Genomic DNA, 25,694 nt, shown 5'->3' with positions numbered 1-25,694 from the left:
TTTCGCGACAAATATGAAGCGACTCACAAAATGGCGACAAATCGCTCGGCGAGCTATCGTGGCGACAATGACAAGTAAACAAACGCCAAAATAGGCAATAAAAAACCAATAAACGAAGACAACCAGCAATGAGAACCAACCTGAAAGCGTTATCATTGATTAATTTGCGATAGAACCAAAGTCATTATTTTACGTTCGGATGACAAAAACATGACTGAGATCGCTTTCAAGATTGAACTTTTATTTGGATGAGGGGTCTGTGGTGCGCTTGAAACCGTTACGATGAGGAAGTGCTAAAAAGGGAGAATACCCCTCAGTTACTATCGACAATAAACATGGGAAATATACTTACTGAATGAGATGGTTTTGTGCCAATAACAATCTCCTGCTGGTTAAGGAACAGGAGATTGATATGGCTCTATTTCAGAGAATATTCAGGGCTGAATATCCCACTTTTTCAACCAGCTGAGTGCCACCTGTTCGGGTTCATCGTGCACGGTCGCATCCAGTTCCAGCAGGGGAATCACTCGTGTGGCCCCCAGCTCTTGCAACAGGCCATCAAGCCGACGGCCTGCTCCGCAGAAGATTTCATAGCTGCTGTCACCCATGGCAATCAGGGCATAACGCAGTCCCTTGAGCCAGGGTGCCTTGTCAGCCAGCTCACTGGCAAAGGGCTGCAAATTGGGAGGAATGTCCCCCTGCCCGGTGGTGGCACTGACCAGCAATAAAAAACGGCCGGGGTCAATGTCCGCCAGCCGTGCTTCTTCGTGCAGAGAACAGTGATGCCCCTTGCGTTCCAGCTCATCTGCCAAGGTCTCGGCCACCAGCATGGCTGCGCCGTAGACAGTTCCTACCACGATATCGATCTGTGCCATTCTCTGCTCCCCGCGTGAGTCACTCTTTTGAGCAACTCTATCAGCAAGCTGGCGTCAGATGCCACCGGTTCAGGGCTGAGGATCAGGCGCTTAGTAGTCGCTCTCGCTGGCGGGCCAGCCCAGCTCGGCAAACAGGCGCAGCACATCCTGACCGAGCGGCGCCTGGATCCGCATCGGCACCTTGAGCACCGGATGGGTAAAGCTCAAGGTGCGGGCCACCAGCAGCAGCCGTTCGCAGCCAAAGTGCTCGCGAAAGAAACGGTTGTGGCGCCCATCCCCGTGGGTGGTATCCCCGACAATGGGGTGGAACAGGTGATCCATATGGCGGCGCAGCTGATGCTTGCGGCCGGTCTTCGGGAACAATCTTACCAGGCTGTAACGACTGGTGGGGTGCTTCTTGGAGACTGCGTGGGGCAGCTCGACCTGATGCAGGCGACGGAAGGTGGTGACAGCATCCTGCGCCGGGCGATCCGGGTTGCTCATGGCATCGGCAATCTTGTCCAGCTGCTCCTTGAGGGGATAGTCGATCACCCCCTGCTCGGGCGCCCAGCCCCGCACCAGTGCCAGGTACTCCTTGTGCACCTGACGTTGGGTAAAGGCTTCGGTCAGTGCGCGGGCAATCACCGGATCGAGCGCAAACAGCAGCACGCCAGAGGTGGGCCGATCGAGGCGATGCACCGGATAGACGTGGCGACCGCCGATCAGATCCCGGGTCATCTGCATGGCAAAGCGGGTCTCGCCCTTGTCGAGCCAGCTGCGATGCACCAGCAGACCGGAAGGCTTGTTGACCGCTACCAGCCACTCATCCTGATAGAGCAGGGTCAGCTTCAGGTCACTCTCTTCTCGGGTTTGCACTGGCATCATTGTTCGATCACTTTGCCGGAGAGCAGCAGATCGAAGCGGGCGATCAGGCGCAGCAGTGCTTCTGCCTCGGCCAGATCTTCTTTATAGACTTCGCTGGCCATGGGATAGAGGGAGACACTGGTGGGCAGCGGCGCCTGCAACATCACCAGCTGCTCCATGCGCGGGATCAGCACGAACTGCAGCCACTGATCAAAGCTCAGGGTATCGACACAAAAAGGCAGGGTGCTTGCCAGGGCTTCGTCACCGGGATGGTCAGCTTGCCAGCGCTCAAGGCGCTGCAACTCGGCGGTGAGTTCCCCCAACAGGCCAGCTACCAGCAAATATTGATTCATCTCGCTATCTTCCTCATAACCACAGATTGATTTACCGACCCGACAGGATCAGTCAGGATGCAGATACATTCAGTCGCGTAGCACAGGCGGTTCAGCCACTTCATCGACATACACGGCAGCCAGTGCGGCCTGCTGCCGTTAAAAAAGGGCGATACTATACACCTCCGCCCGCATGCCTGCCATGTTGATATCTGCCGCAACGCGTGTCTGCTGCCACTGGCTATCCTCGGCAAGGGCCTTATAATCGGCCCGCATCACCATTAGCCGGATCTCACCATGTCTGCGACACCTACTGCCATCAATACCTTGACCGAATTTCTGACTCAGGCTGGCACCCAGTTCCAGCTATTTGACATGGGCCGCCAGGTGCGGCCACTGGCAAGCGATACCTTTGTGCGCATCGAGCAGCAGCAGGAGCCCTACCCCTGGCCGCTGCAACAGCATGCCTGGCTCGGTGTGCACTTCTTCCAGCCGAGCGAGTCTCGCCACTACCTCTGGTTCCTCAAATTCGCCCTCGATGAGCGCGGCCTGCTGATGTCAAACGGCCCCAAGCTGTTCATGGATCAGGTGGTAGAGACCCTGGGCTACAAGCTCACCGGCGATCTGGACGAGGAAAAAGCCCAGCGCTTGGCCGACAATCCCTACACCTTCCGTCCGGCGGAGGCCAAGATGGCCAGTCTGCACGCCAAGCTGGCGCGCCAGCTGGAACAGGCCCCTTCTGCCTATTACGATGCCCTCTGCCACTATCTGGCCGCACCAAACGACACCGGTTGGCAAACGCTGGGGCTGCAGGGCTTTGCCGATCTGGCCGAGCGACTGCATGATGAGCGTAATCTGGCGCTGATCTGCAAGGCGCTGCCCAAACTGCCGCAAGAGCCGCTCTACGCCCTCTGCCAGAGCCTTGAAAACGCCCCGCTGCCGCCGGCAGTACAAGGCGCCCTGCTCGAGCGGATCGGCAAGGAGCAGGAGTGCGCCGCCCCCAACCCGGAGACCCTGGCCTACCTCTGCCGCGCCATGGCCTCCTGCCCCGGCAGCACCTTGCGCACCAACAAGCTGCTGACCCTGCTGCAAACCCAGCCAAGCCCGGCGCTGCTGCTCGCCATTGCCGGTCGGCTCTGGCCAGATCTGAAAGATGCCAATCTGCTCAGCCACTATCTGGAACAGCTGGCGCTACAACCGACCCAGTTCTTCAATCAGGTTTTTGCCGAGTTGGTCACTTTACCGGCCCTGCGCAATGATATGCTGGCCAGACTGCGTGACCCCGACCGCAGCGAGGCGCTGGGCAAGGCTATCGGCCGTCTGTTTGCCTCGGCCTGATCCCTCGCCTCACGCCACGAGGCAACACAGCGGGAAATAGAAAAGAAGATCGGGAGTGCCGAGCAGGACTCCCGGTTATCGACCTCACAATAAGGAAGCCCGCCTATGGGAGAGATGCTCGGAATTTTGTTGCTGATTGCCGTAGCCGGCCTGTTCTGGCTGCAACGCCAACAGGCAGAAGTTGCCTGGCAATACATGCGCCGCTACTGCCAGCACCATGATCTGCAACTGCTGTCGCTGGCTCGCCATCGGCGGGAGCTGGCGCGCCATCCCCTGCGGCTGCTGACCCACTATCAGTTTGAATTCTCCAGCGATGGCGAGAGCCACTATCAGGGCATCCTCAAGATGCAGGGGCTGCACGTCGTGGGCGTTGATCTGCCACCCCATCGCATCCCCTCTGCCTGATCCCCAATCTCGTCTCTGCGCCCAGAGGCTGTGCCTGTCTATAATCTCAGGGATTAAACAAAGGGAGAGACGAGATGGAACCCCTTATCCACGATCTGCCAGCCCTGTTTGCCCAGCTAGGGATGGCAAATGACGAGCTGAGCCTGCACCGTTTTGTGCACGACCATCACCTCGACAATGAAACCCTGTTGCCGGAGGCCGGTTTCTGGAACGCCGCCCAAGCCAGCTTTCTGCGCGATGCCCTGTGGAACGACTCCGACTGGTGCGAAGCGATCGACCAGCTCGATGTGATGCTGCGCCAGCCCCGCTAGCCGCCCTCCCCTTTCCTCCCCTGTCGGCTTTGGTTAAGATCCCGCCCCGATATCGATCCCTCCTTCTCACCCAGAGCATGCTTATGTCCGCCCACGAGATCATCCGAATTGCCAACGAGCTGGCCGCCAAGGGCCTGACGCCCACTACCGCCATGATCAAGGCCCGCCTCACCCAGCCTGTGCCGATGGCCGAGCTGCTGAAAGTGCTGAGCCAGTGGAAGCAGCAGCCCGTCGCGACCTCCGAGAGCGAGAGCCTGCCCGAAGCGGCACCCCAGCCAGCACCGCCGCTCACCCTGCAGCAACTCGCCGAGCAGCTCGCGCGCATCGAACAGAAGGTGGATCGCCTGACCGATCTGCTCATCCAGCAGGGGCAAAGCTGAACCATGTATATCGTCGAACTCTGCTTTGAGTGTTACCGCGATACCTCCCTTGGCGAAGCCGAGCGGGCCATCGTCAACTACCTCGACATGTTGCGTTATCAGGGTCAGATCCTCGGGCGGGAGTTCCCCACCAGCATGCACGACGGCTATTTCGTCAGTCGGGTGGTCTGCCCGGAGCAGGATAGTTTGCATCCGGACAACCAGAGCGAGCAGGTCAAGCTGGCCGAGCATCAGCTCAACCAGGCCGGGCTGCTGGCGCCTAAACTCCAGCTGCAGGGGGCGGACCTGCTCTCCGACAGCACCGACCCTTGCGGCCAGCAGGGCGAGCGGCCGAGCTGGATGCTGCTCTATACCAGCTTCCTGCACACCTGCTCGCCGCTGCGCTGTGGCGACCACTTCGCCCCCATTCCGCTCTACCAACTACCCGCGGTCGCCAACGGCGATCAGAAACAGATCATCAAGTGGCAAGAGGATTGGGAGGCGTGCGATCAGTTGCAGATGAACGGCTCTATCGCCGAACATGCGGCACTGCACGAAATCGGCGAAGTGGGCAGCCGCCTCTACCGGCGCGGCAGCGATCTGGCCAAACGGCTGGAAGTGCTGAGCGGCATCCCCACCTACTACTACCTCTACCGGGTAGGCGGGCTGAGTGCCGCCGACGAGAAAGCGCGCCCCTGCCCAAGCTGTGGCGGTGAGTGGGCGCTGGCAGCGCCGCTGCACGAGATCTTCGACTTCAAGTGCGACAGCTGCCGTCTGGTCTCCAACCTCTCCTGGGATTTCAAGGATTAAGCGCGTTCCCTGTACGCAACCCCATAAAAAAGAGCCTTGCCGCATGGCAAGGCTCTTTTCATTCCGATGGGTAACCTTGGCTCGAGCAGGTGCTATTGCGGCAACGTCTCCAGCCGCTCCAGAAACGCAGGTAAGGAGGGAGCCAACGGCAGCCGACGGCCGGAATCGAGCCACTCCAGCCACACCTGACCACTCTCGTTATCCAGCGAGATGAGCGTCATCTCGTTGCGGGTGGTGGCAATAAAGATGGAGGGGGTTCGTTTTAGCTTGCGCAGCATCAGCAGGTGACCGATGAGGTTCTCCTTGAGCAGGTCGAGATCCGCCTCGTTCCACGGCAGGATCAGTTCAAGGCGCAGCCCCTTGAAAAGGCAGGGGATGGGGCGGCTGAACCAGTGTCCGAACAGGGCGATAGCGCTGGGATGAATTGTCAGCTCGAGGGCATCGGCCATGGCTGTAAAATCGGCGGGTTCGGGGCGATGGTGAGGACGCCAGGCAACCCGACCATCGGCAGGCTCGCCAAGCTGGCAGGGGGAACGCCAGTCCGCCTCCCACTCGCACAGGGGCAGGCCTCGTCTGGCCTCGCCATCCCGTTGCCAGCGGGCAAAAAAGTGCTCCAGGGCAGACAAAACTTGATCCGACATCGAAAATCCCCACAATTGCTGGCAAAGTCCGCTATTGCACCACCAAACCCGGTAACAGACAAGGTTGCCAGCCGACCTTGCGACCCGGGAAACAGAACCCGGGATACAGAGAGGCCGACGCCCAAGCCAAGCGGCTGCAACCATCCGGCCCTGCAATGGCCCGTTTCATTCCACTCATCATGAGCACATTACGTGAGCAACCCTGTGAGCAAACAAGATAGATACGCCGGGGCCAGCGCCCTGACCGGCCTGAGCCTGGGCCAGCAATCCGATTACATCAGCCAGTACACCCCCTCCCTGCTGCAGCCGGTTCCACGTAGCCTGAACCGGGATGATCTCCAGCTGGGCGATGACCTGCCCTTTAGCGGTTGCGATGTCTGGACCCTCTATGAGCTCTCCTGGCTCAATGCCAAGGGCAAGCCGATGGTGGCGGTGGGTGAAGTGGCCATTCCGGCCACCAGTGCGAACCTGATCGAATCCAAATCCTTCAAGCTCTACCTCAACTCCTTCAACCAGACCCGTTGCGACTCTATCGAGGCAGTCGCCGCCATGCTGACCAAGGATCTGAGTGCCTGTGCCGGTGAGACCGTCAAGGTGACCCTGTTCCCCCTCGACAAGGCGCCGCACCAGATTGCCCTGCTGCCCGGCGAGTGCATTGATGAGCAGGATATCGAGGTAGACAATTACGAGTTTGATGCGTCCCTGCTGCAAGGGGCGGTCGGCAGCGAGCAGGTTGAAGAGACTCTGCACAGCCACCTGCTCAAATCCAACTGCCTGGTCACCAGCCAGCCCGACTGGGGCTCCGTGGTAATCCGCTACAAGGGGCCGAAACTCGATCGGGAGAAGCTGCTGCGCTACCTCATCTCGTTCCGCCAACACAACGAGTTCCACGAGCAGTGCATCGAGCGGATCTTTATCGACCTCAAGCACTATTGCCAGCCTGAGCAGTTGACCGTCTATGCACGCTATACCCGCCGCGGCGGCCTCGACATCAACCCGTTCCGCTCCGATTTCGAAGCCGTGCCAACCAACCTGCGTCTGATCCGTCAATAAGAGCAGACGTTGATAAAGGGCTTCCCGGTATCACACCACAGCGCCCTGCTATCTCAACCCTGCTGGCGCCTTGATGCATCCGGCTACAAAGGAGCCTGAGCACACCATCAGTAAACGCTGGACTCGCAGGGGTGGGCTTGGATAACATGCCAACACCTCTGCGCCGTCCTTAATCCAATGAATCAACTGTTTTTTCTGGCTATGATGATGTCTTCTCTGTCCGCTCCAAATCTGGATCTGGACAAGGAGCAACTATCCCTGGATCTGCAACAGGCCCAATCACTGGTGCTGACCGACCCTGCCAGATGTGTTCAGATCACCTCCGCCTTTCTGACGCGTGCGGCCAATAATCCCCAGCAAATCATCAGTAATCGTCAGGAGTTCGGCTATCGCGAGCCTCTGCTCAGCTACAGCACCGTTTCGCAAACCATCGGAGCACACCTGCTTGAAGGGGAGTGCCGAATCCAGCTTGGCCAATATCAAGCTACCCAGCAAACCCTCGACAAGGCGATGGAGCTGGCGGAGAGAGAGCGCCAACCCGAACTCAAGGCCCACGCCCTCTATCTCAAAATCCGTAGCCAGGGGCTAAGGCAAGATGGCCAGAACAACAGCCGTATCCTGCTGGAACAATTGGACGAACAGCTGGCCCGTCCCGACCTCAAACAGAGCCAGTTACAGATCTATAGCCGCCTGCAACGCACCAGCTACGAGATTGAAAATCAGCATCTTGAAGACGCCAAGACCCATCTGGCGGATGCAAGGATCTGGGCTGCCAAAGCCGCCAATCCTCTTGCCAGCGCCTGGGTCAGCGCCATCAGCGGCGACCTTTATCGTGTGCTGCAACAACCCCAGCTGGCATTGGGTGAATATATCGATGCCCAGCAGCAGGCCAAGAATCTCAACGACCCGCTCTTTCTCGGCTTGCTCTCCAACCAGATAGTCAAACTCTATCAGCAAGAGCAGGAGCCCCAGAAAGCGCTGCAATATGCCAATGAAGCGGCCAACTATTTTCACTCCATCGGCAATCCGTCACTGCTATGCGACTCACTTATCGTGCTGGCCCGACTCAACCGTGATCAGGGCGATCTCAACATGGCGCTGGTCTACTTCTTCAATGCGCTGGACTTGCTCGATGAGGGAAGCAGTCGGCCGCAGGCCTCTCTGCTCAAGTACGAGATTGGCAAAACCTATCTGCAAAGCGGTAACCTCTCGCTGGCCGGCAACTACCTCAATGCAGCCCGGCAGTCCCACGAGTTGGGCGATGCCAAAGAGCCGCTGATCGATACCCTGCTGTTGCTCGGCGAGCTCTATCTGAAGAAGCAGGAGGCGGCCATCGCCATCCTGCAGCTGGAAAATGCCCGGGCACTGGCCAATCAGGTAGGCGACACTCGCCGCCAGTACGAAGTATTCCGCCTGTTGTCACTTGCGTATGAGCAGAAGGGATACCTGCACCAGGCCCTCGACAGCTACAAGCGCTTCCATCGTTTGGGAGAAGAGGTTCGCCAGCAGGAAATTGATCAGGAGCAGGCTGCGATCCGCGACAACTATGTCCAGGTTGAACGGGTACAACACATCAAGGAGCTGGAGCAGCAGCTTAACAACAGCCAGCACCAGCAGGAGCGCTATCTCTGGTCGAGCATTACCACCAGCCTGCTGCTGGCGCTCTTCATCTACCTCTTCTTCACCCTCTGGCTCAAATTGCGTACCGCCCGTCTGCAACTGAAACGCACTGGCGAGGCCCTGCTGATCGAACCCCGTTCCGGACTTGCCAACTGGCAGCGGCTGATGAATCGCTGGCCACGAGAGATGGCAAAACGCCAGCTGAAATCGGAGCGCTGGTATCTGAGCGAAGAGCACAGCGAATTCGATGACAAGCTGCACTACCTGTTGTTCAGGGTGCCCTTTATGGTCAATACCCTCGAGCGCCACGGCTATCAGGTCAGCCGTGAAATCGAGCAGGCGTTCGGCATCTATATGGATACCCTGACCCCGCAAGATGGCCGTATCTATGACTTGCGGGAAGGGCACATGCTCTACGTTGTGCCGCAGCGCCACGTGACCAACCTGCATCAACTTGCGGGAGACCTGCTAACCGCAATCGCCGCCTTCCCTTGCCAATACGAGCTTGATCGCCAGATAAGCCTGGGGATTGTCAGCCACCCCTTCCTGCCCAAGGCGGCGACCGCGCTCGATCACAATGGCCTGTTCGACCTCTGCTATCTCGCCCTTTCGGGAGCCATTCAGCTCAGTGAAAAATACCGGCAAAACGCCTGGTTGGAGCTCGCCGCCATCGATTGCCAGCAGGCTGCATTTTTTAATGGGGATGTGTGGCAATGCGGCTTGATGGCAATTGACAAGGGGCTGGTAAAAGTCAATTCTTCTCATGAAAAGCAATGGGTTAACTGGCCCAGCCTCGCAAGGATGCAAGCTGCTGAAGGCCAGCCGGCAAATAATAGATAACAGACGACACTCAACCTCGGGTTCGGCCACTGTTGCTATCCAACACCAAAAACAATAATGACAACAGGGCGACCTGATAATGAATGACATCGCTGCCGTAGCAGGACAATTGGCCAGGCTCAGGGAATCCCTCCAGCAAAAACAGCTGGAGCTCGACGGCGTTCTCTCCTTTTCCGACGCAGAACGAGCTCGTGGCATCCAGTTTATCAACAAGCTGATGCTCTCTTGCCGCGGCTTCGATCGCGAGCTGGATAATCGCTTCGCCAAACTCAAGCAGAGACTGGATAGCAATCCCGCATTCACCTCTCTGGATACAGAGCTACTTGCCATCGAGAAGTTGCTGCAGCAACACAGCAATGCACTGGAAGAGTCGCTCACCCTGACCCAGGCAGCCATTGATCTCGGCTCAAAACAGCTAAAAACCATCAAGGGCTTCCCGGAAGAGACCCGAAAATCCCTCAAGGAATTTCTGAAAAGCCCCGCCGGCTATGGTATTGCAGATCATCAAAAGAAGGTGATTCGCCTGCTTGAATTCTATCAGCAGGCAATCAAGATCCAGCTGCTGCCAAGCCAGCCACTGTCAGGATCTTCAGCTCCCCAACAAGAGAGCGAGCCCGGTTGTGACCCTCAACCTGATGCTGAAACGTTTGATCTCAAAGATCATGCGCGTATCGCAGACGAACTGCAGCGGCTCATCACCGAACTTGATTTCGCCGGCTCAATTGGCGAGAGCCTCGGGGATATCCGCCGTCAACTGCTAATCGGCATCAATCCTGCCATGCTGGCAGAGACCTGTATGCAGGTCATCGAACTGATCATCGAGGGCACCCGCGAGGAGCGCAAAGCCTCACGCGCCTTTCTCAGCTCCCTCAACGAGAGCCTGTCAGCAGTGCATGTCGGCTTTACCGAATCCCTCGACGAAGGGCGTGCACTACAAAATGAAACCCGTGAAACCCGCGAAGCTCTGGTCTGCGAACTGCAGGCCATCGACCACTCGCTGGCCAGCCATAACTCCATCGATGCGCTCAAGCGTGCCATCTCCAGCCATATGGGTGCCATCAATCTGCTGCTGCAAGAACGGGAAAGTACCGCTGCACGGGAACGCCACCTGCTCACCCGTCTCTCCACCATGGAGTCCAAACTGAGGTTGATGAAGGATGAGACCGCCGAATACAAGAAGCGGCTGACCATTCAGAAGCACAAGCTGTTCCTCGACAGCCTGACTCAGGTACACAACCGGGCCGCCCTCGACGAGCGGCTGGAGCAGGAGTTCAAACGCTGGCTTCGCTACCGCACTCCGCTCTGCATGGCGATCATCGACATCGATCACTTCAAGAACATCAATGACAATTATGGCCACATGGCCGGTGACAAGGCGTTGAAGGTTGTTGCCAAAGCGCTGCAGAGCGCCCTGCGTGACACTGACTTCATCGCCCGTTTCGGCGGCGAAGAGTTCGTGGTGCTGCTGCCCAATATCAACCCGGACAAGTTCCAGAAGCCGCTGGAAACCCTGCGCCAGACCATCAAGAGCATCCCGTTCCGTTTTCGCGATGCCAAGGTGGAGATCACCATCTCCATCGGCGCGACCCTCTTCAAGGATGGTGACAACCCCTCCGATGTGTTCGAACGGGCCGACAGGGCGCTCTACCACTCCAAAAACGCAGGTCGGGATCAAGTGACACTGGCCTGAGTGGTGGCTAAAAAAACAGCGAACAGTCGTCTCCCTATTTCCCTCCCCCCTCTGTTACCACTACTATCGAACTCAGGGGATGCAACATAGCATCCCTTTTCTCCCCAGGGAAAAAACACAACGATAACAAGTGAGTAAAGGGGAACCTATGATTACGCACATCAATCCCGTTGGCAGCATGGATTTGCTGTCACAGCTTGAGGTGGATCGCCTCAAGCAGACTGCCTCCAGCGATATCTATCAACTGTTTCGCAACTGCTCGCTGGCAGTGCTCAATTCCGGTAGCCATACCGACAGCTCCAAGGAGATCCTGGAGCGCTTCAAATCGTTCGATATTCATGTGATCCGGCGCGAGCGCGGGGTCAAGCTGGAACTGTTCAATGCCCCCGAGCACGCCTTTGTCGATGGCGAGATCATTCGCGGCATTCAGGAGCACCTCTTCTCGGTGCTGCGCGACATTCTCTATGTTTCCAATCAGCTCGAATCCAACCGCCAGGTCAATCTGACCAACTCCACCCATATCTCCAATGTGGTGTTCGCCATCCTGCGCAACGCCAAGGTGATTCTGCCAGGCGCCGATCCCAACCTGATCGTCTGCTGGGGTGGCCATTCGATCAACGAGATCGAGTACCAGTACACCCGCGCCGTGGGCAGTGAACTGGGCTTGCGTGAGCTGAACATCTGTACCGGCTGTGGCCCTGGCGCCATGGAGGGCCCGATGAAAGGGGCCGCCGTCGGCCATGCCAAACAGCGGGTGCGCAACGGGCGCTACATCGGCCTGACCGAGCCCTCCATTATCGCGGCCGAACCGCCCAACCCCATCGTCAACGAGCTGGTGATCCTGCCGGATATCGAGAAGCGACTTGAAGCCTTCGTGCGCCTCGGCCACGGCATCATCATCTTCCCGGGCGGGGTCGGTACCGCCGAAGAGCTGCTCTATCTGCTCGGCATCATGATGCATCCGGCCAACGAGCGGCAGCCGATGCCCATCATCCTGACCGGCCCGAAAGAGAGTGCCGACTACTTCCGTGCCATCGACGACTTCATCAAGGCAACCCTCGGTGAACCGGCGACCAAGCTCTACCGGATCATTGTCGGCGATGCGCCGGAAGTGGCCCGAGTGATGAAGGAGGCGATGCCGAAAATCCGCGAATACCGCAAATCGGTCGGTGATGCCTACTCCTTCAACTGGTCCCTCAAGATTGAGCCGGAGTTCCAGCTCCCCTTCGAACCGGATCACGCCAGCATGGCCAGTCTGGATCTGCACCGCAACCAGCCGCCCCAGTTGCTGGCCGCCAACCTGCGTCGTGCCTTCTCCGGCATCGTCGCCGGCAACGTCAAGGAAGGGGGCATTCGCGCCATCGAGAAGAAGGGCCCCTTCAAGCTGCACGGCGACAAGGAGCTGATGCACCTGATGGACAAACTGCTGGAGAGCTTCGTCAAGCAGCAGCGGATGAAGCTGCCGGGCAGCCAGTATGTGCCCTGCTACGAAATCGTCCGCTAGGGTACAGATACATCATCGACAGAGGGGCGCAGCGACGCCCCTCTTTATTGGCGCTATGCCTTCCCGACCGCTATCAATCCCCCATAAGGCGAGCGGTTTGTTACAATGGGGCGTCCCGACCGCCAAGAGTGCCCCATGTCAACTATCCGGCCACACCTGCTTATCATCGATGCCCTCAATCTCATTCGCCGTCTGCACGCGGTACAGGCCCAACAGGCACTGACCCCTGCCCAGGCGCTGGTTGCAGCCCGCGCCAACCTTATCAATACCTGCCGCAAGCTGCTGGCCAATAGCGAGCCAACCCATGTCATTGCCGTGTTTGATGGCGAGGTGCATAGCTGGCGCAAAGAGGTCTATCCGGCCTACAAGGAGGGGCGAACCCCCATGCCCCCCGAACTGCGTGAGGGGTTGGCGACCCTGCAGGATGCCTTTTGGGAGTGCGGTGTCGATGCCCTGCTCTCCGAGACCGATGAAGCGGATGACCTTATCGCCACCCTGGCCAGCGGCATCGCCAGCCACGGCCATCAGGCGACCATCATCTCCACCGACAAGGGCTTCTGCCAACTGATCTGCCCGCAGATCCGGGTGCGCGACTACTTCAACAAACGCTGGCTGGATGCCGCCTTCGTCCAGCAGCAATATGGGGTAGCACCTAATCAGCTGGTCGACTTCTGGGCCCTGACCGGCATCGGCGGTTCCAATATCAAGGGGGTTCCGGGGATCGGCCCCAAGACAGCCACTCAGCTGTTGCAGCAATATGGCAACCTGGCAGCCATGCTCGAAGCCTGCCAGCAAGAGGATGCCACCAAGCCACTGCTCAAGCTGCGCCAGCATCAGGATGAGGCCCTGCTGGCCCAGCGGCTGGTGCGCTTGCAGCGGGATATTCCGCTGGGATTCAACCTGCGGGACATCCGCTACCCGCCCCAGCCGGACTAAATGGCCGAACAAAAATACGGGCAAGGGCGCGAACCATGACGAGACTCACCCTCGCTGTTGATGAAAGTGAGTAGAATGTAAAGGAATGTGGTTGGTTTGCTGAGTAAATGCTATAAAGCAGCCCCATCCTCCCCTATACCCTGGAAGTGGAACCCTCTCATGTCTAAAAGAAAAATTACCGTGATCCCCGGCGACGGCATCGGCCCCAGCATCATTGAATCAGCCATCCAGATCCTGACCCATGCGGGTTGTGACTTTGAGTACGAATACGCTGATGCAGGTCTGGTTGCCCTCGAGAAGCATGGCGAGCTGCTGCCCCAAGCCACCCTGGATCTGATTGAGAAGAACAAGGTGAGCCTGAAAGGGCCATTGACTACACCGGTCGGCGGCGGTTTTACCTCCATCAACGTCTCCCTGCGCAAGAAGTTCAACCTCTACGCCAACGTGCGCCCGGTCATCTCCTTCAAGGGCACCAGAAGCCGTTACGACAATATCGACATCATCACGGTGCGTGAAAACACCGAGGGGATGTACTCGGGTGCAGGTCAGAAGCGCAGCGATGACAACAAGAGTGCCGAGGCGATGAGCATCATCACCCGCGAAGGGGCCGAGCGCATCGTCAAGTTCGCCTTCGAGCTGGCTCGTCAGGAAGGGCGCAAGAAGGTCACCATCATCCACAAGGCCAACATCCTCAAGTCGACCTCCGGCCTGTTCCTCGAAGTGGCCCGTGAAATCGCCAGCCACTACCCGGATATACAGAGCGAGGAGATGATCGTCGATGCCGCCTGCATGAATCTGGTGATGTATCCGGAGCGTTTCGATGTCATGGTCACCACCAACCTGTTCGGCGATATCCTCTCGGATCTTTGCGCCGGTCTGGTTGGCGGCCTTGGCATGGCGCCCGGCGCCAACATCGGCGATGGCGCGGCCATCTTCGAAGCGGTCCACGGCTCTGCGCCTGACATAGCTGGCAAGAATATCGCCAACCCGACCTCGGTGATCCTCGCCTCCATCCAGATGCTGGAGTACCTCGGCATGCAGGATAAAGCAGAGCGGATACGCGAAGCAGTACGAGCCACCATCGAATCCGGTGATCGGGTCACCCGCGATCTGGGTGGCACGGCTTCCACCAGCGAATTCACCCAGGCCATCATCGATCGTCTTTGAGTTAATTCATTGATTTTAAAAGGGAGTTTCTGCTCCCTTTTTTATATTTCCGAATCCTTTGCCACTCCCCGAACAGCAACTATGTTCAATAGAGAAGAAGAACAGGGAGTGTTTTTCATGAAGGGATACGGGTGCTATCTGGTTTCGGGTCTGATGCTGGTTTGTGGTACTGCCAGTGCTTTCGAGCAGGATCAACAGACCCAAACCGCCAAACTGCCACAGCAGGAAAAACGGACTGCCACCGAGGTATGGCGCTCGAGCCTGAATACCAACGACCTGCTCAAGGCACCCAAACCCCTGTCGTTTGGTATTGAAGTCTCCACCGACAACTTTGGTAATCAAAAGATCACCTCCTACCCGCAGCTCAATCTGACCCCGGAAAAGAGCGTCAGTCTGTCGGTCGAACGCTTCAGACCCAAGGTCAAGTTCAAGGCTGGCGGAATGAACACCGCCCTCAGGCTGAGAGGAGATGGGATAAAGATGCAATTCAATCCGGTCGACAAAACCATCCCGCTGCAGATAGAGATCAAGGTGACCGACGACGAATCCTCCCTGCGCCTCGATTACCGTTTCTGATATTTTCCGGCAACCGAATAGCAAAAGGCCGACAGGTTTCCCTGTCGGCCTTGGTATTTATCGTAAGGGCAGAACTGCTACATCACGCCTTGGGCTCGAGTTTGGAGACCCAGTACTTGTTGTAAACATGCACTGTGATCTCTTCTCGATCGTGATAGAGCTGCTTGGCCTGGATCACGAACGCGTTGTCGATCTCCTTGAGCATCTCGCGCAATACCTCGATATTGTGCACCGACTCGGCATAACGCTTCTTCATCGGCAGCTTGAGGTTGAACATCGCCTCCTGGCAGTCACCCTCACGGAACCAGTCCGCAATCATGTGAACGACCCGCGCCGGTTTATCGACCATGTCGCACACCAGCCAGTAGGTGTTCTTCTTGCTCGGACGCCAGACGAAACCGTCATCCCGGATATGCTTGACCTGACCAGTATCCATCAGGGATTGGGCCATCATGCCGTTGTCAACCGCCGTCACCATCATGCCACGACGCACCAGCTGATAGGTCCAGCCACCCGGGCAGGCGCCCAGATCCACCGCCTTCATGCCTGAGCAGAGACGCACATCCCACTCTTCCCGCGGCACGAACACGTAAAACGCCTCCTCCAGCTTGAGGCTGGAGCGGCTCGGTGCATCGGCCGGGAAGCGCAGGCGCGGGATCCCCATGTGGAATCCGGAGTTGTTGAACGAATAGGAGTAGCCCAGCAAGACATGATCATTGGCCATGAAGAAGGCGTGGAACACCGGACGGTTTGGCGTCTCCTTCTTGGTCAGGATCTCGTTGCTGCGCAGCGCCTGACGAAGCGGCACGGTGAACTTGCGGCAGAAGGCCGACAGCTCTTTCGCTTCGTTGGTGTCCGCGGTTTCGACCCGCAGATCACCGCAAATGGTGTAGTCACTCACCGCCTCAAGGATGGGGGAGATCCTGTCCGCGACATCCAGATCCTTCAGCTCATGGGTGACCACCAGCATCTGGCGAATGAAGATGAGCTCCCGGAATGGCAGCTTGCGAGCCAGCAGGTCCGCCTGCTCCTCGTCATACAGTTCGAAGATCACATAACCGCTGTCGTCCTTGACCCGGGCGAAACCGTAGCACTGCATGTTACCGGCACGCTCGGTGATCTCTGCAGCCGCCTCTTTCTCAAAACCGGGGCGGCAATAAAGCAGCAGATTATTCATTTTTTCCTCCAAGACGACAGCCGGCCCAAATCAAAGCCGCCCATCCCAACATAAAACAGAGGCCACCGGCCGGGGTAATCAACCCCAGCCCCTTGCTGCCAAGCAGCACCATGGCGTAAATACTGCCGGAGAATCCGATGATCCCCAGCACAAAAGCGGTGCCAGCCAGGTGGATCACCTTGCTGCGCACACCACACCAGCCCAGAACCAGCAGGGCCAATGCGTGAAAAAACTGATATTGCACGGCGGTATTGAATGCCGCCAGACGCTCGGGCGTAATGCCGGTCGCCGCCAATCCATGGGCGCCATAAGCCCCCAGCATGGTGGCCGTCAACCCGAAGAGACCGGCCAATATCAGCCAATGTCGATGGATCTGCATCCTCACTCTCCCTCTCTCATCGAGGCTGGCAATAAAGCCAACCCTCTCGTGCTATCCATGCCGGGCCACAAAATGGCTGATGGCCGCCGCTGCATGCTGCATATTATCCTGCTCACTCACGCCACTAGCTTTACGCGGTTTGAAACCATGATCACCATCGGTCAACCAATGGACCGATACGTCGGGTGAGAAGGGGAAATCGGCCAGTTCGGCGCGACTACCGAAGGTATCGCGCTCCCCCTGCAACAGCAGAGTTGGCACTGCAATATGCTTGAGTACCTCGCCTCGCCAACTGTCGGGCTTGGCCGGAGGGTGGAAAGGATACCCGAGAATGAGCAATCCTGCAGCATTCATCTCACCCTCGCCTGCGCTATACAGTTCCGCCGCCATCCGCCCGCCCATCGACTTGCCCGCCAGAAACAGCCGTGGATGGGCAAACTCGCAGATCATGTCGTGCCAATGGGCGAGCAGCACAGGCGCCCTGTCCGGCGGACGGCGCTTGCCATCCTGTGCACGCTTTGTCATGTAGGGAAAGTTGAAGCGCACCACTTCGATGTCGGGGCCAGCCAGCAGACGTGACAACTCGGCAAGAAAGGCATGATCCATTCCTGCACCCGAACGGGGGCATCAGTTGCCCCCTCGCGGATCACATCAGGCATCGGCGAGCCTTGCCCTGCGACGCGCCTCTTCCTGCTCCACCAGCTCCAGCATCCAGTCGCGGAAGGCAACGATCTTGCCCTGATCCGACTGTTGCTCCTGGCACACCAGATAGAAAGCATTTTTGCTCACCAGCACCTGCTCGAACGGGCAGATAAGGCGGCCGGCCTCAATCTCGGGTTGTGCCAGCACGCTGTGGCCAAGCGCCACCCCCTGGCCGTGGATCGCCGCCTGGATCACCATGGTGGAGTGGCTGAAGATGGGCCCCTGATTGACGTTGGGGGCATCGATATCGAGCTGGCGGAACCACGCCTTCCAGTCGCGGCGGGAGGTATCGTGCAGCAGGGTATGAAGAGTCAAATCTTGCGGCGTACGCAGCGGTTTGGGCCCGGTCAGCAGCAAGGGGGAACAGACCGGGATCAGGTATTCCGTATGCAGCTTGTCCGAGCGCAGACCCGGCCAGTTGCCGCGGCCGTAATAGATGGCCACATCCACATCGTCGGTGAGCGACCCTTCGTCGAGATCGACCGCCTTGATCCGCACGTCGATATCGGGGTGGCGCTCGCTGAACTTGACCAACCGCGGCACCAGCCACTGGATGGCGAAACTCGGCTGCAAACTGACAGTCAACGCCCCCTTGGCACTGCGGGCCAGCAGCTTGTCGGTCGCCTCTGAGATGGAGGCAAAGATGTCCTTGATATCCAGGAAATAACCCTGCCCCTCTTCGGTCAGCAACAAGGAGCGGTTTTTGCGGCGGAACAGCTTGATGCCAAGATACTCCTCCAGCGCCTTGATCTGGTGACTGATGGCAGCCTGAGTCACAAACAACTCTTCTGCTGCGCGGGTAAAGCTTAAGTGACGAGCCGCAGCTTCAAACGCCTTGAGGGCATTGAGCGGGGGTAAACGACGAGACATGACACCAGCCGACGATGAGTTTTTCTAATGGGGCGCATTATAATTTGTCGGTTGCGGGTCGACCAGTGAATAAACATAATTCGCCCAGTAATCAGTCGTCATATGGCTCACATTTTCTACTACATGTTGGTTTACATGTGTTTTTAGTGAGTCTTTCGACTGTGATTGTGGTGTTGTGTTTCTTCCTCTGCGGGAAGAGGGGCTCAAATCTCACCGGTTTGACCCAGTCTGTCATCTGAATGTGTTTGGCGCCTCCAGCTGGATGGCGCCTTTTTTCATCCCTTCTATACCTTGAACTGCCCCACCAGCTGCTGCTGTTTGTCCGCCAGAGCAGAGAGCTCGCGACCATTTTCGGCGGAGGTCGCCGCCTCGGCCCGAATGGTGTGGCTCACATCGCGAATGTTGCTGACGTTGCGGTTGATCTCGTCCGCCACCCGGCTCTGCTCCTGCGCCGCCCGGGCAATCTGCTCGTTCATCTGATGGATGGTGGAGACCGACTGGATAATCTGCTCCAGCACCTGCACCGAGAGATCCACCTTGGCGAGCGTCTCGTCAGCCTGACCATGACCATCGCGGATAGCCTTGACCACGGCGCCGGTACCGGATTGCAGTTGGCTGATCAGGGTCTGGATCTCGACGATGGCATTCTGGGTGCGACCGGCCAGATTGCGCACCTCATCAGCCACCACGGCAAAGCCACGGCCCTGCTCACCGGCCCGCGCCGCTTCAATAGCCGCATTCAGCGCCAGCAAGTTGGTCTGCTCGGCAATTCCCTGGATCACGATAAGAATGTCATTGATGTTGTCGCTGTTGGCGGAGAGCCGCTCCACCACCGGCTGGGCATCGTTGATAATGGTCATCAGCTTGCGCATCGCCTCCTGGGTGTCGGCAACGACATATTTGCCCTCTTGCGCCGCGGCATCAGTGGTGTTGGCAGCCGCCACCGCCGAGCCGGCATTACCGGAGACCTGCAACGCGGTGGCGCTCAGCTCCTCAAATGCCGTCGCCACCAGATCGATCTCCTGATACTGGGCCTGCATGCCACTGCTGGTGCGCTCGGCCACTTGCGCGGCTCGCTCGGCACTGTTGCGCGTACCGGAGACGGTATCAATCACCTGACTGATGGTGGATTGCAACTTGTTGAGGAAGCTGTTGAACCACTTGGCCAGCTCGCCGATCTCGTCTTGCCGCTGGATCTCGATACGCTGGGTCAAATCCCCCTCACCACTGGCGATATCCTTGAGGCGGGCAACTACAGCGCGGATGGGTGCCACAATCTGGCGCGCCATCAACCAGATAAAACTCAGGGCAACCAGCGAGATCAGCACTCCGATCGACAGCTGCGAGACCACGCTGCGATTGGCTTCACTGGCCAGCTCATCTTGCAATTGCTGGGCCGAGGCCAGCACTACGGCCCGTGGCAATTCAATGTAGATGCCCCATTTACGGTCGGTGCCACGCATGGATACCGGGACAAAGGTCTGCAACAGGGTGCCGTCGCTGCTCCAGCGAGTCAGCTCCTGACCCTGACTGAGCCAGCCTTTCAGCTCACTGGCCAGCCCCTGATACTTCTGATCCAGCCCACGCCCCATGGTCACATCGAACTCATCGGCTCCCGCCACGCGCCCCTCGTGACTGACCAGCAATATTCTGCCCTTGCCGTCATAGAGCTCCTTGTCCATGGTGCTGACCAAACTCTGCAAAGTGGCCAGCGAGATATCGACCCCGACCATCCCCAGCAAGGTCTCCTGCTCCAGCAGCGGGACCGTCACCGAGGTCATCAATATCTGTTTATCGCCCACATCGTCCAGATAGGGCTCCAGCAGGCAGAGGGCACGGGTGCGAATACTGCAGCGATACCACTCGTTTTCGATTCCACCAGCCTCGGTCGGGCTCTCATCGGCCAGTACATCCTCATTCTGCACTTCCGGCTCTATCTTGCCGTTGTCATAGGCCCAGTAACTGGAAAAACGCCCCTTGTCGTTGGAACCCAGCGCCGTGGAGCCCTGATAGTTGCTGTCTTCCCCATCCAGCTGGTCAGGCTCGAACACCGCATAGACACCAAGCAGATTGGTCGATGAGGCAACGGCATCGTGCAGTTGCTGATTGACGGCGCTGCGCAGCGCCTCCGAATGGACAAAGTTCTCGGCCGCATTCTTGCGCTGGAACAACACGCTCTCCGCCAGCAAACTGGCGCGGAAATAGGCCTCATCGAGATAGCTGGTCACCTTGGCCGCCTGCTCCGAGCCCATCGCCTTCATCCAGTTCTCGGCAGACTGCTGCGCCTCGTGCATGGTGGCTTGCCGCACCTGCTGTTGCATCTTGTTCGCGTTGTAAATCGAAGAGGCAACCAGAGCGGCGGCTGTCACCAACAGACAGCAACCGGCGATCAGGGTAATCCGACCCTGGACAGAAAGAGCGCTCATGCCAATATTCCTACGTCATACAGATATGGATAGATTATCGACTTTATAAACAAAAACTTAACTATCTCACAGCAAATCCAGCGAGAGTTGATTAACTTCACCCTCTTTTGGCAAACCCACCACCAAGCCCAGCAGGCGAACCGAACGCCCTTGTGCCCGCAGTAGCCCCTCTTTGAGCAGGGGAACGAACAAGGCTGGCTGATAGCCACCCTGACTGCGATAGACGGTGGTTTGGTGGAAATCGGCAAACTTGAGCTTGATTCCCTGCCCCATCACCTGCTCGGCAGGGCACGCCAGCTGAAATCGCCGCTCTAGCTCCGGCAGCAGTTGCTGCAATACCGTCAGGCAGGCGGCTTCGTCACAAACATCGCTCGCCAGGGTGGTCTCCACCCCGATGGTTTTGCGGATCCGGTGCGCCTGCACCGGCTGTTCATCCAGCCCCCAGATCCGGGTCGTCAACATCTCCCCCAGCTTGCCAAAACGGCTGCACAGCTCTTGTGCCGACAAGGCCCGCGCATCCTCACAGGTGTAGAGCCCCTGTGCCTCCAGCCGCTCGGCAGTCTTGCGCCCCACCCCGGGCAGTTTGCCGAGGGGCAACTGGCAGACAAATTCGGCCACTTCGTCGGGACGAATGACAAACAGACCATCGGGTTTACGCTGCTCCGAGGCGAGCTTGGCGAGAAACTTGTTGGGGGCCACTCCGGCCGAGGCGGTCAATGCCAGTTCGGAGACGATGGCTTGCCGGATCTCTTGCGCCATCAGGGTGGCGCTGCCGCCACAGCAGCGGCTGTGGGTCACGTCTAGGTAAGCCTCGTCCAGTGACAGCGGTTCAACCTGATCGGTATAGCGCAGGAAAATGGCCCTGAGCTGACGGGAGATATCCTTGTACACCGCCATTCGCCCAGGGATCAGTACCAGCGGCGGGCAGAGTTTTTTCGCCAGTGCGCTCGGCATGGCGGAGCGCACCCCGAACCGGCGCGCCACATAGTTGCAGGTCGAGATAACACCGCGCCGCTCGGAGGCCCCACCGATGGCGAGCGGCACCTCCCGCAAGGCCGGATTGTCCCGCATCTCCACCGCGGCAAAAAAACAGTCCATGTCGATATGGATGATCTTGCGCATACCACTGTATAAATAAACAGACATGGCATCATCTTACCCCAAGGATAACCGCAGCTCTATCTCTCTCGTTGCGGCTAAAATAGTAGACTCCAAGGAGACCTTTACTACCACAATGACAAGGAGCGTTCGGGATGAAATATCTTTGGCTGGGACTCTGTTTGCTGCCGTTGACCGGCATCGGCAAGAACAACCCGACGGCAGAGTGCCGCTGGCTGTACGACCGGATTGAGATACTGGAACAGGCCATCAAGAAAGGGGACAAGCTCGGCACAGAGCAAGAATTGGCACGCTGGAAAACTGAGTACAACAAAAAACAGTGCTCACAGTACGACTACTGAGCCGGACAAGATGGCGTGACCGACAACAGCAGATAACAAACGGGCCCCGATCAAGATGACCGGGGCCCATTTTTCAAAGCATGACCAGCTTGATTCTGCAGCAGAGTGCGCTCAAGGCAGCACCATAGGGCCAGCGACAGTGGCCGCCACATCATCCCCGCGCAGCACCCGAACCAGTTCGAGCGCAAACTCGATGGCGCTGCCCGGCCCCTGGCTGGTGATAAGGCGATGAGCCTCATCTCTGACTACCCGCTCATGTGACAGCTGCGATGCCGGTAGTCGGGACTGAAAGCCGGGATGACAGGTGACAATGGCACCATCCAGCAGAGCGTGATGTTGCAAGACCACCACAGGGGCGGCGCATATGGCCGCGCGCCAGCGGCCAAGAGCGGCCTGCTCTTTGAGCAGATCGATGGCCAGCGGGGTATCGCGGATCACTTCGCTGCCGGGCAAACCGCCGGGCACCACGATGGCTTCAAAGTCCCGACGGGTCAGCTCGTCGATATGACAATCAGCCACCAGCTGTACCCCACGCGATGCCTTCACCTGCCGAGATCCGGTTGGACAACAAGAGGCCAGCACCACCTCGATGCTGGCGCGCACCAGGGTATCGACAATCGCAACCGTCTCTATCTCTTCCGACCCGGGGGCCACCAGCACCAGTACACTCATGTTCGCCTCCTTGCTGCTTGCTCTGCCATGTAAAAGATCAGACGGCCTGGCTCTTCTCTTTGATCGCCTGATAGAGACCCTGATTGACTGGTACGGCAATGCCATGCCGGGCAGCCTTGGCCAACAGGAAGCCGGTGATGGCCTCAATCTCGGTCTCGCGTCCCAGCTCCATATCCTGATGCATGGAGGAGTAATTGTCAGCGGTCAGCTCCACCACTGTCATCACCCGACGCTGCAACTCTTCGGCTGTGGTTGCAATCCCTTCGGCACACATCACATCCGCCACTTCCACGCAGATTTGCTGCAGGGCATCGGCAAAACGGGGACCAGCCAGCTCGCCATTTTTCAGCTTGTAGAGAGCCGTCAGGGGATTGATGGCACAGTTGATAGCCAGCTTTTGCCACTGGCGCGTCAATATCTGCTCATCCCAGCCAGCCTGGCCCAGTGCCAGCGCCAGCTCATCCGCGAGCGCGGCGTGGGCCTTGGCTGCGTCGTTGATCGGGCCAAGCCAGGTTTCACCCTTGCCAGTATGACGGAAGACAAAATGGCCGCACTGCATGGCGCCATGGCTGGTGACACCGGCAATCACCGGATTGTGCGGGAACATCTCGACCACCTGCTCGGCAATGCCCATCCCGTTGTGCAGCAAGACGATCGGCACGCCGGCATCCAGCTTACCCACCAGCGGCGTCAGTGCGGCAATCACCTGACTGGCCTTGGTCATCACCAGCAGACGCTGGATCTTGCCGGGTTTGCTGACAAATCCGCGCTCGATATTGAGCAGCTGGACATGCCCCTCCAGCGAGGTGAAATCGATCCCCGGATGGAGCGTGGACTTATGATGTTCGCGCAACAAGACACGGGTGGATTGACCACTCTGGGTCAGCAGGGAGGCAAAAACGCCGCCGAGGGCGCCACAACCCAACAGTGACCACTTCGGAGTAACGGGTGGAATAACGGGCTGTCGGGAATTTTTTAATCCGCTTGGCATGGTGTGACTCTGTCAGGGTAAGGGTTGCAATCCTCTCAACCTGTTACCGGGAATAAGTGAAGATGTCGCTGGTGGACACTAACGGGTCCACCCGTCCTGTGCGCAGGGGATTCTAGCAGAGCAACCCCATCAAAATCAGCAAATTTGCCCGTTTTCTGGTAGATTTGCCCCCCGATAACGCAACATGAGGAGCTCCGGCTATGCCGTCATTCGATATTGTCTCTGAAGTCAAAATGAACGAGGTGTTGAACGCTGTCGACAACGCCAATCGTGAACTGGCCACCCGTTTCGATTTTCGTGGGGTAGAAGCCAGCTTCGAGTTGAACAAGGAAGAGGTAAAACTGGAAGCCGATGCCGATTTCCAGCTCAAGCAGATGGTCGAAATCCTGCGCGGCGCCCTGCTCAAGCGCAACATCGAAAACAGCTCCATGGAAGTGGGTGACTCGGTTCACTCCGGCAAGCGTTTCCACCTGACCGTCAAATTCAAGCAGGGGATCGAGAAAGAGATCGCCAAGAAGCTGGTCAAGCTGATCAAGGACTCCAAAATCAAGGTACAGGTCGCCATCCAGGGTGATGAAGTACGTGTCACCGGCAAGAAGCGTGACGATCTGCAAGAGACCATGGCACTGGTCCGTGGCGCCGAACTGGGTCAACCGATGCAGTTCCAGAACTTCCGCGACTGATTTATCCACTCAGCCGTGGCGCACTTGATGACTCGCGCCACGCTATCTAAATCGCGACCATAAAAAAACCGGAGCAAATGCTCCGGTTTTTTGTTCCCCAAGTTTTATTAGAACTTGTAGGTAACAGAGAAGTAGTGGCTGAAGCCGGTGCTCTTCCACGGGGTACCGTCGTAGGCTTTGGAGCCATCTTTGGTACCGTAGGCATCCATGAAATACTTCAGGCCATAACCAACCGCGTAGCGATCGGAGTGCCAGTAGATACCGTGGAAGGTAGCCAGGTTGTCGCTGGTACGGTCAGCACGGTCATGGGTATCCAGGCCGAATTGATAATCCAGATAACCCTGGTAGGAGACAAAGCTGCCGTTGCCGAAGGTATAGAAAGGCTTGAACCAGTTCATGGAGAACTGATAACCGTTCCACTCACCTTCTTCTTCGGTGAAGAACTGGTTCTCGGTGGCGTGACGTGCATACAGGTTCATGCCAACCTTGCCAAACCAGGGAACCATCACATCGGCACCCAGACCCAGCTGGTTTTCCATCTGCTTGTCACCAACGTTGTTCAGGTTGGCAATGTAAAGCTCTTGCACAGGACCAAAGGAGAGATCTTTACCTGTCAGCGCATCCAGAGACATACGCGGTGCAAACTTCATGAACAGGTTCTGACCATGGTGTTTATTGCTGTGACGGGAGTCGAAAATATCGAATACGTCGACGTAACCGTACAGGTCAAACAGGCCGGAGCGACCACCGAACTCCATTTCAAAATAGGTATCGTTGTAGTCCTCTTCACCGGTAGTGAAAGGACGCTGGTCGATAGTGTGCATTACGTTGAACTGCATCCACTTGTAGTCATTCTTGTGGATGTCACCGCTGTAGTCAGCAGCAAAGGCCGGAGTAGCGGCGGCAGCCAGCAGACCGGCAGCGATCAGAGTCTTGGTAAATTTGGCCATTTTATTGGTCTCTTGTGCGTTAGTTGAGGTTTTCCGTAGCCTGCCCACAAGGAGCGAGAGGAATTCTAATCAAATAAAATTGGG

The 25,694-nt window shown here is 57.8% G+C and carries 26 protein-coding genes and 1 pseudogene; 14 read left to right on the top strand and 13 right to left on the bottom strand.

Annotated features, from left to right (window positions below):
- Nucleotides 1–434 precede the first annotated feature (434 nt).
- The 3 genes from G5367_RS17895 to G5367_RS17885 all read right to left on the bottom strand — a co-directional run bounded on the left by G5367_RS17895 (nt 435) and on the right by G5367_RS17885 (nt 2,071).
- Nucleotides 435–875 carry a flavodoxin gene (locus G5367_RS17895; RefSeq protein ID WP_236344960.1) on the bottom strand — a complete coding sequence of 147 codons (441 nt, stop codon included), beginning with the start codon at nt 873–875 and terminating at the stop codon, nt 435–437.
- Between the two features lie 90 nt (nt 876–965).
- Complete coding sequence (truC, locus tag G5367_RS17890; RefSeq protein ID WP_041234083.1) at nt 966–1,739, bottom strand: tRNA pseudouridine(65) synthase TruC; 774 nt, start codon at nt 1,737–1,739, stop codon at nt 966–968.
- On the bottom strand, nt 1,736–2,071 hold the full coding sequence (locus G5367_RS17885) for a YqcC family protein (protein ID WP_005338596.1): 336 nt from the start codon (nt 2,069–2,071) through the stop codon (nt 1,736–1,738). Before G5367_RS17885 ends, truC begins: the two co-directional genes overlap by 4 nt.
- A gap of 276 nt (nt 2,072–2,347) precedes the next feature.
- Between G5367_RS17885 and G5367_RS17880 the strand changes: the two genes are divergently transcribed.
- From G5367_RS17880 to G5367_RS17860, 5 genes are all read left to right on the top strand, one after another.
- Nucleotides 2,348–3,388, top strand: coding sequence for a DUF3549 family protein (locus G5367_RS17880; RefSeq protein WP_005343761.1), 1,041 nt, complete (start codon nt 2,348–2,350; stop codon nt 3,386–3,388).
- Between the two features lie 105 nt (nt 3,389–3,493).
- Nucleotides 3,494–3,793 carry a DUF3301 domain-containing protein gene (locus G5367_RS17875; protein ID WP_337072509.1) on the top strand — a complete coding sequence of 100 codons (300 nt, stop codon included), beginning with the start codon at nt 3,494–3,496 and terminating at the stop codon, nt 3,791–3,793.
- Nucleotides 3,794–3,867: 74 nt separating this feature from the next.
- Nucleotides 3,868–4,104, top strand: coding sequence for a DUF2789 family protein (locus tag G5367_RS17870; protein ID WP_337072508.1), 237 nt, complete (start codon nt 3,868–3,870; stop codon nt 4,102–4,104).
- An 83-nt stretch (nt 4,105–4,187) separates the two neighbouring features.
- On the top strand, nt 4,188–4,484 hold the full coding sequence (locus G5367_RS17865) for a DNA-binding protein (protein WP_216979330.1): 297 nt from the start codon (nt 4,188–4,190) through the stop codon (nt 4,482–4,484).
- Nucleotides 4,485–4,487: 3 nt separating this feature from the next.
- Nucleotides 4,488–5,273 (top strand): Zn-ribbon-containing protein, encoded by a 786-nt coding sequence (locus G5367_RS17860; protein ID WP_216979331.1) that lies wholly within the window; start codon nt 4,488–4,490, stop codon nt 5,271–5,273.
- A 92-nt stretch (nt 5,274–5,365) separates the two neighbouring features.
- Here G5367_RS17860 and syd read toward each other — a convergent pair whose 3' ends face one another.
- Complete coding sequence (gene syd / locus G5367_RS17855; protein ID WP_201909933.1) at nt 5,366–5,914, bottom strand: SecY-interacting protein; 549 nt, start codon at nt 5,912–5,914, stop codon at nt 5,366–5,368.
- A 204-nt stretch (nt 5,915–6,118) separates the two neighbouring features.
- Here syd and queF point away from each other — a divergent pair, with 204 nt between their 5' ends.
- The 7 genes from queF to G5367_RS17820 all read left to right on the top strand — a co-directional run bounded on the left by queF (nt 6,119) and on the right by G5367_RS17820 (nt 15,300).
- Nucleotides 6,119–6,967, top strand: coding sequence for an NADPH-dependent 7-cyano-7-deazaguanine reductase QueF (queF, locus tag G5367_RS17850; RefSeq protein WP_421205921.1), 849 nt, complete (start codon nt 6,119–6,121; stop codon nt 6,965–6,967).
- 177 nt (nt 6,968–7,144) lie between these two features.
- A complete protein-coding gene (locus G5367_RS17845; RefSeq protein WP_216951893.1) occupies nt 7,145–9,427 on the top strand; it encodes a hypothetical protein in 2,283 nt (760 codons plus the stop codon).
- A 79-nt stretch (nt 9,428–9,506) separates the two neighbouring features.
- Complete coding sequence (locus tag G5367_RS17840) at nt 9,507–11,117, top strand: GGDEF domain-containing protein (RefSeq protein WP_216979333.1); 1,611 nt, start codon at nt 9,507–9,509, stop codon at nt 11,115–11,117.
- Between the two features lie 148 nt (nt 11,118–11,265).
- On the top strand, nt 11,266–12,621 hold the full coding sequence (gene ppnN, locus G5367_RS17835; RefSeq protein ID WP_005338611.1) for a nucleotide 5'-monophosphate nucleosidase PpnN: 1,356 nt from the start codon (nt 11,266–11,268) through the stop codon (nt 12,619–12,621).
- A gap of 135 nt (nt 12,622–12,756) precedes the next feature.
- Nucleotides 12,757–13,557 carry a flap endonuclease Xni gene (xni, locus tag G5367_RS17830; protein WP_421244716.1) on the top strand — a complete coding sequence of 267 codons (801 nt, stop codon included), beginning with the start codon at nt 12,757–12,759 and terminating at the stop codon, nt 13,555–13,557.
- A gap of 159 nt (nt 13,558–13,716) precedes the next feature.
- Complete coding sequence (locus G5367_RS17825) at nt 13,717–14,724, top strand: isocitrate dehydrogenase (RefSeq protein WP_005349723.1); 1,008 nt, start codon at nt 13,717–13,719, stop codon at nt 14,722–14,724.
- 117 nt (nt 14,725–14,841) lie between these two features.
- Nucleotides 14,842–15,300 (top strand): hypothetical protein, encoded by a 459-nt coding sequence (locus G5367_RS17820; protein ID WP_005349721.1) that lies wholly within the window; start codon nt 14,842–14,844, stop codon nt 15,298–15,300.
- An 82-nt stretch (nt 15,301–15,382) separates the two neighbouring features.
- Here G5367_RS17820 and rlmM read toward each other — a convergent pair whose 3' ends face one another.
- From rlmM to dinB, 6 genes and pseudogenes are all read right to left on the bottom strand, one after another.
- Complete coding sequence (gene rlmM, locus G5367_RS17815; protein WP_005338617.1) at nt 15,383–16,477, bottom strand: 23S rRNA (cytidine(2498)-2'-O)-methyltransferase RlmM; 1,095 nt, start codon at nt 16,475–16,477, stop codon at nt 15,383–15,385.
- Nucleotides 16,470–16,856: a DUF423 domain-containing protein gene (locus G5367_RS17810; protein ID WP_058052208.1), complete on the bottom strand. Its 387-nt coding sequence runs from the start codon at nt 16,854–16,856 to the stop codon at nt 16,470–16,472. The genes rlmM and G5367_RS17810 overlap by 8 nt, the downstream gene beginning before the upstream one ends.
- A gap of 51 nt (nt 16,857–16,907) precedes the next feature.
- A pseudogene (locus G5367_RS17805) lies at nt 16,908–17,515 on the bottom strand (alpha/beta family hydrolase).
- Nucleotides 17,508–18,428 (bottom strand): transcriptional regulator GcvA, encoded by a 921-nt coding sequence (locus G5367_RS17800; RefSeq protein WP_005338622.1) that lies wholly within the window; start codon nt 18,426–18,428, stop codon nt 17,508–17,510. Before G5367_RS17800 ends, G5367_RS17805 begins: the two are co-directional and overlap by 8 nt.
- A gap of 284 nt (nt 18,429–18,712) precedes the next feature.
- Entirely contained in the window at nt 18,713–20,854 is a 2,142-nt protein-coding gene (locus tag G5367_RS17795) for a methyl-accepting chemotaxis protein (RefSeq protein ID WP_021230315.1), read from the bottom strand.
- Between the two features lie 66 nt (nt 20,855–20,920).
- Complete coding sequence (gene dinB, locus G5367_RS17790) at nt 20,921–21,976, bottom strand: DNA polymerase IV (RefSeq protein WP_421244738.1); 1,056 nt, start codon at nt 21,974–21,976, stop codon at nt 20,921–20,923.
- A 131-nt stretch (nt 21,977–22,107) separates the two neighbouring features.
- Here dinB and G5367_RS17785 point away from each other — a divergent pair, with 131 nt between their 5' ends.
- Entirely contained in the window at nt 22,108–22,314 is a 207-nt protein-coding gene (locus G5367_RS17785; protein ID WP_005338629.1) for a hypothetical protein, read from the top strand.
- A gap of 111 nt (nt 22,315–22,425) precedes the next feature.
- Here G5367_RS17785 and G5367_RS17780 read toward each other — a convergent pair whose 3' ends face one another.
- The gene (locus G5367_RS17780) at nt 22,426–22,986 is read right to left on the bottom strand and encodes a DJ-1 family glyoxalase III (RefSeq protein ID WP_124930040.1); all 561 of its coding nucleotides are present in this window, start codon (nt 22,984–22,986) and stop codon (nt 22,426–22,428) included.
- 37 nt (nt 22,987–23,023) lie between these two features.
- A complete protein-coding gene (locus G5367_RS17775; RefSeq protein ID WP_421244718.1) occupies nt 23,024–23,977 on the bottom strand; it encodes a ketopantoate reductase family protein in 954 nt (317 codons plus the stop codon).
- A 200-nt stretch (nt 23,978–24,177) separates the two neighbouring features.
- On the opposite strand from G5367_RS17775, the gene G5367_RS17770 reads away from it, so the two are divergent.
- Entirely contained in the window at nt 24,178–24,660 is a 483-nt protein-coding gene (locus tag G5367_RS17770) for a YajQ family cyclic di-GMP-binding protein (protein ID WP_005338634.1), read from the top strand.
- A 107-nt stretch (nt 24,661–24,767) separates the two neighbouring features.
- On the opposite strand, the gene G5367_RS17765 is transcribed toward G5367_RS17770, so the two are convergent.
- Entirely contained in the window at nt 24,768–25,610 is an 843-nt protein-coding gene (locus G5367_RS17765; protein WP_204385165.1) for an outer membrane protein OmpK, read from the bottom strand.
- Nucleotides 25,611–25,694: the final 84 nt, after the last annotated feature.

Origin of the sequence: Aeromonas sp. 604282 (genome assembly GCF_049170575.1) — a bacterium.
GTDB classification, from domain to species: Bacteria; Pseudomonadota; Gammaproteobacteria; order Enterobacterales; family Aeromonadaceae; genus Aeromonas; species Aeromonas veronii_A.
The sequence above is the reverse complement of the archived record's forward strand: the minus strand, read 5'-3'. Positions and strand labels throughout refer to the sequence as shown.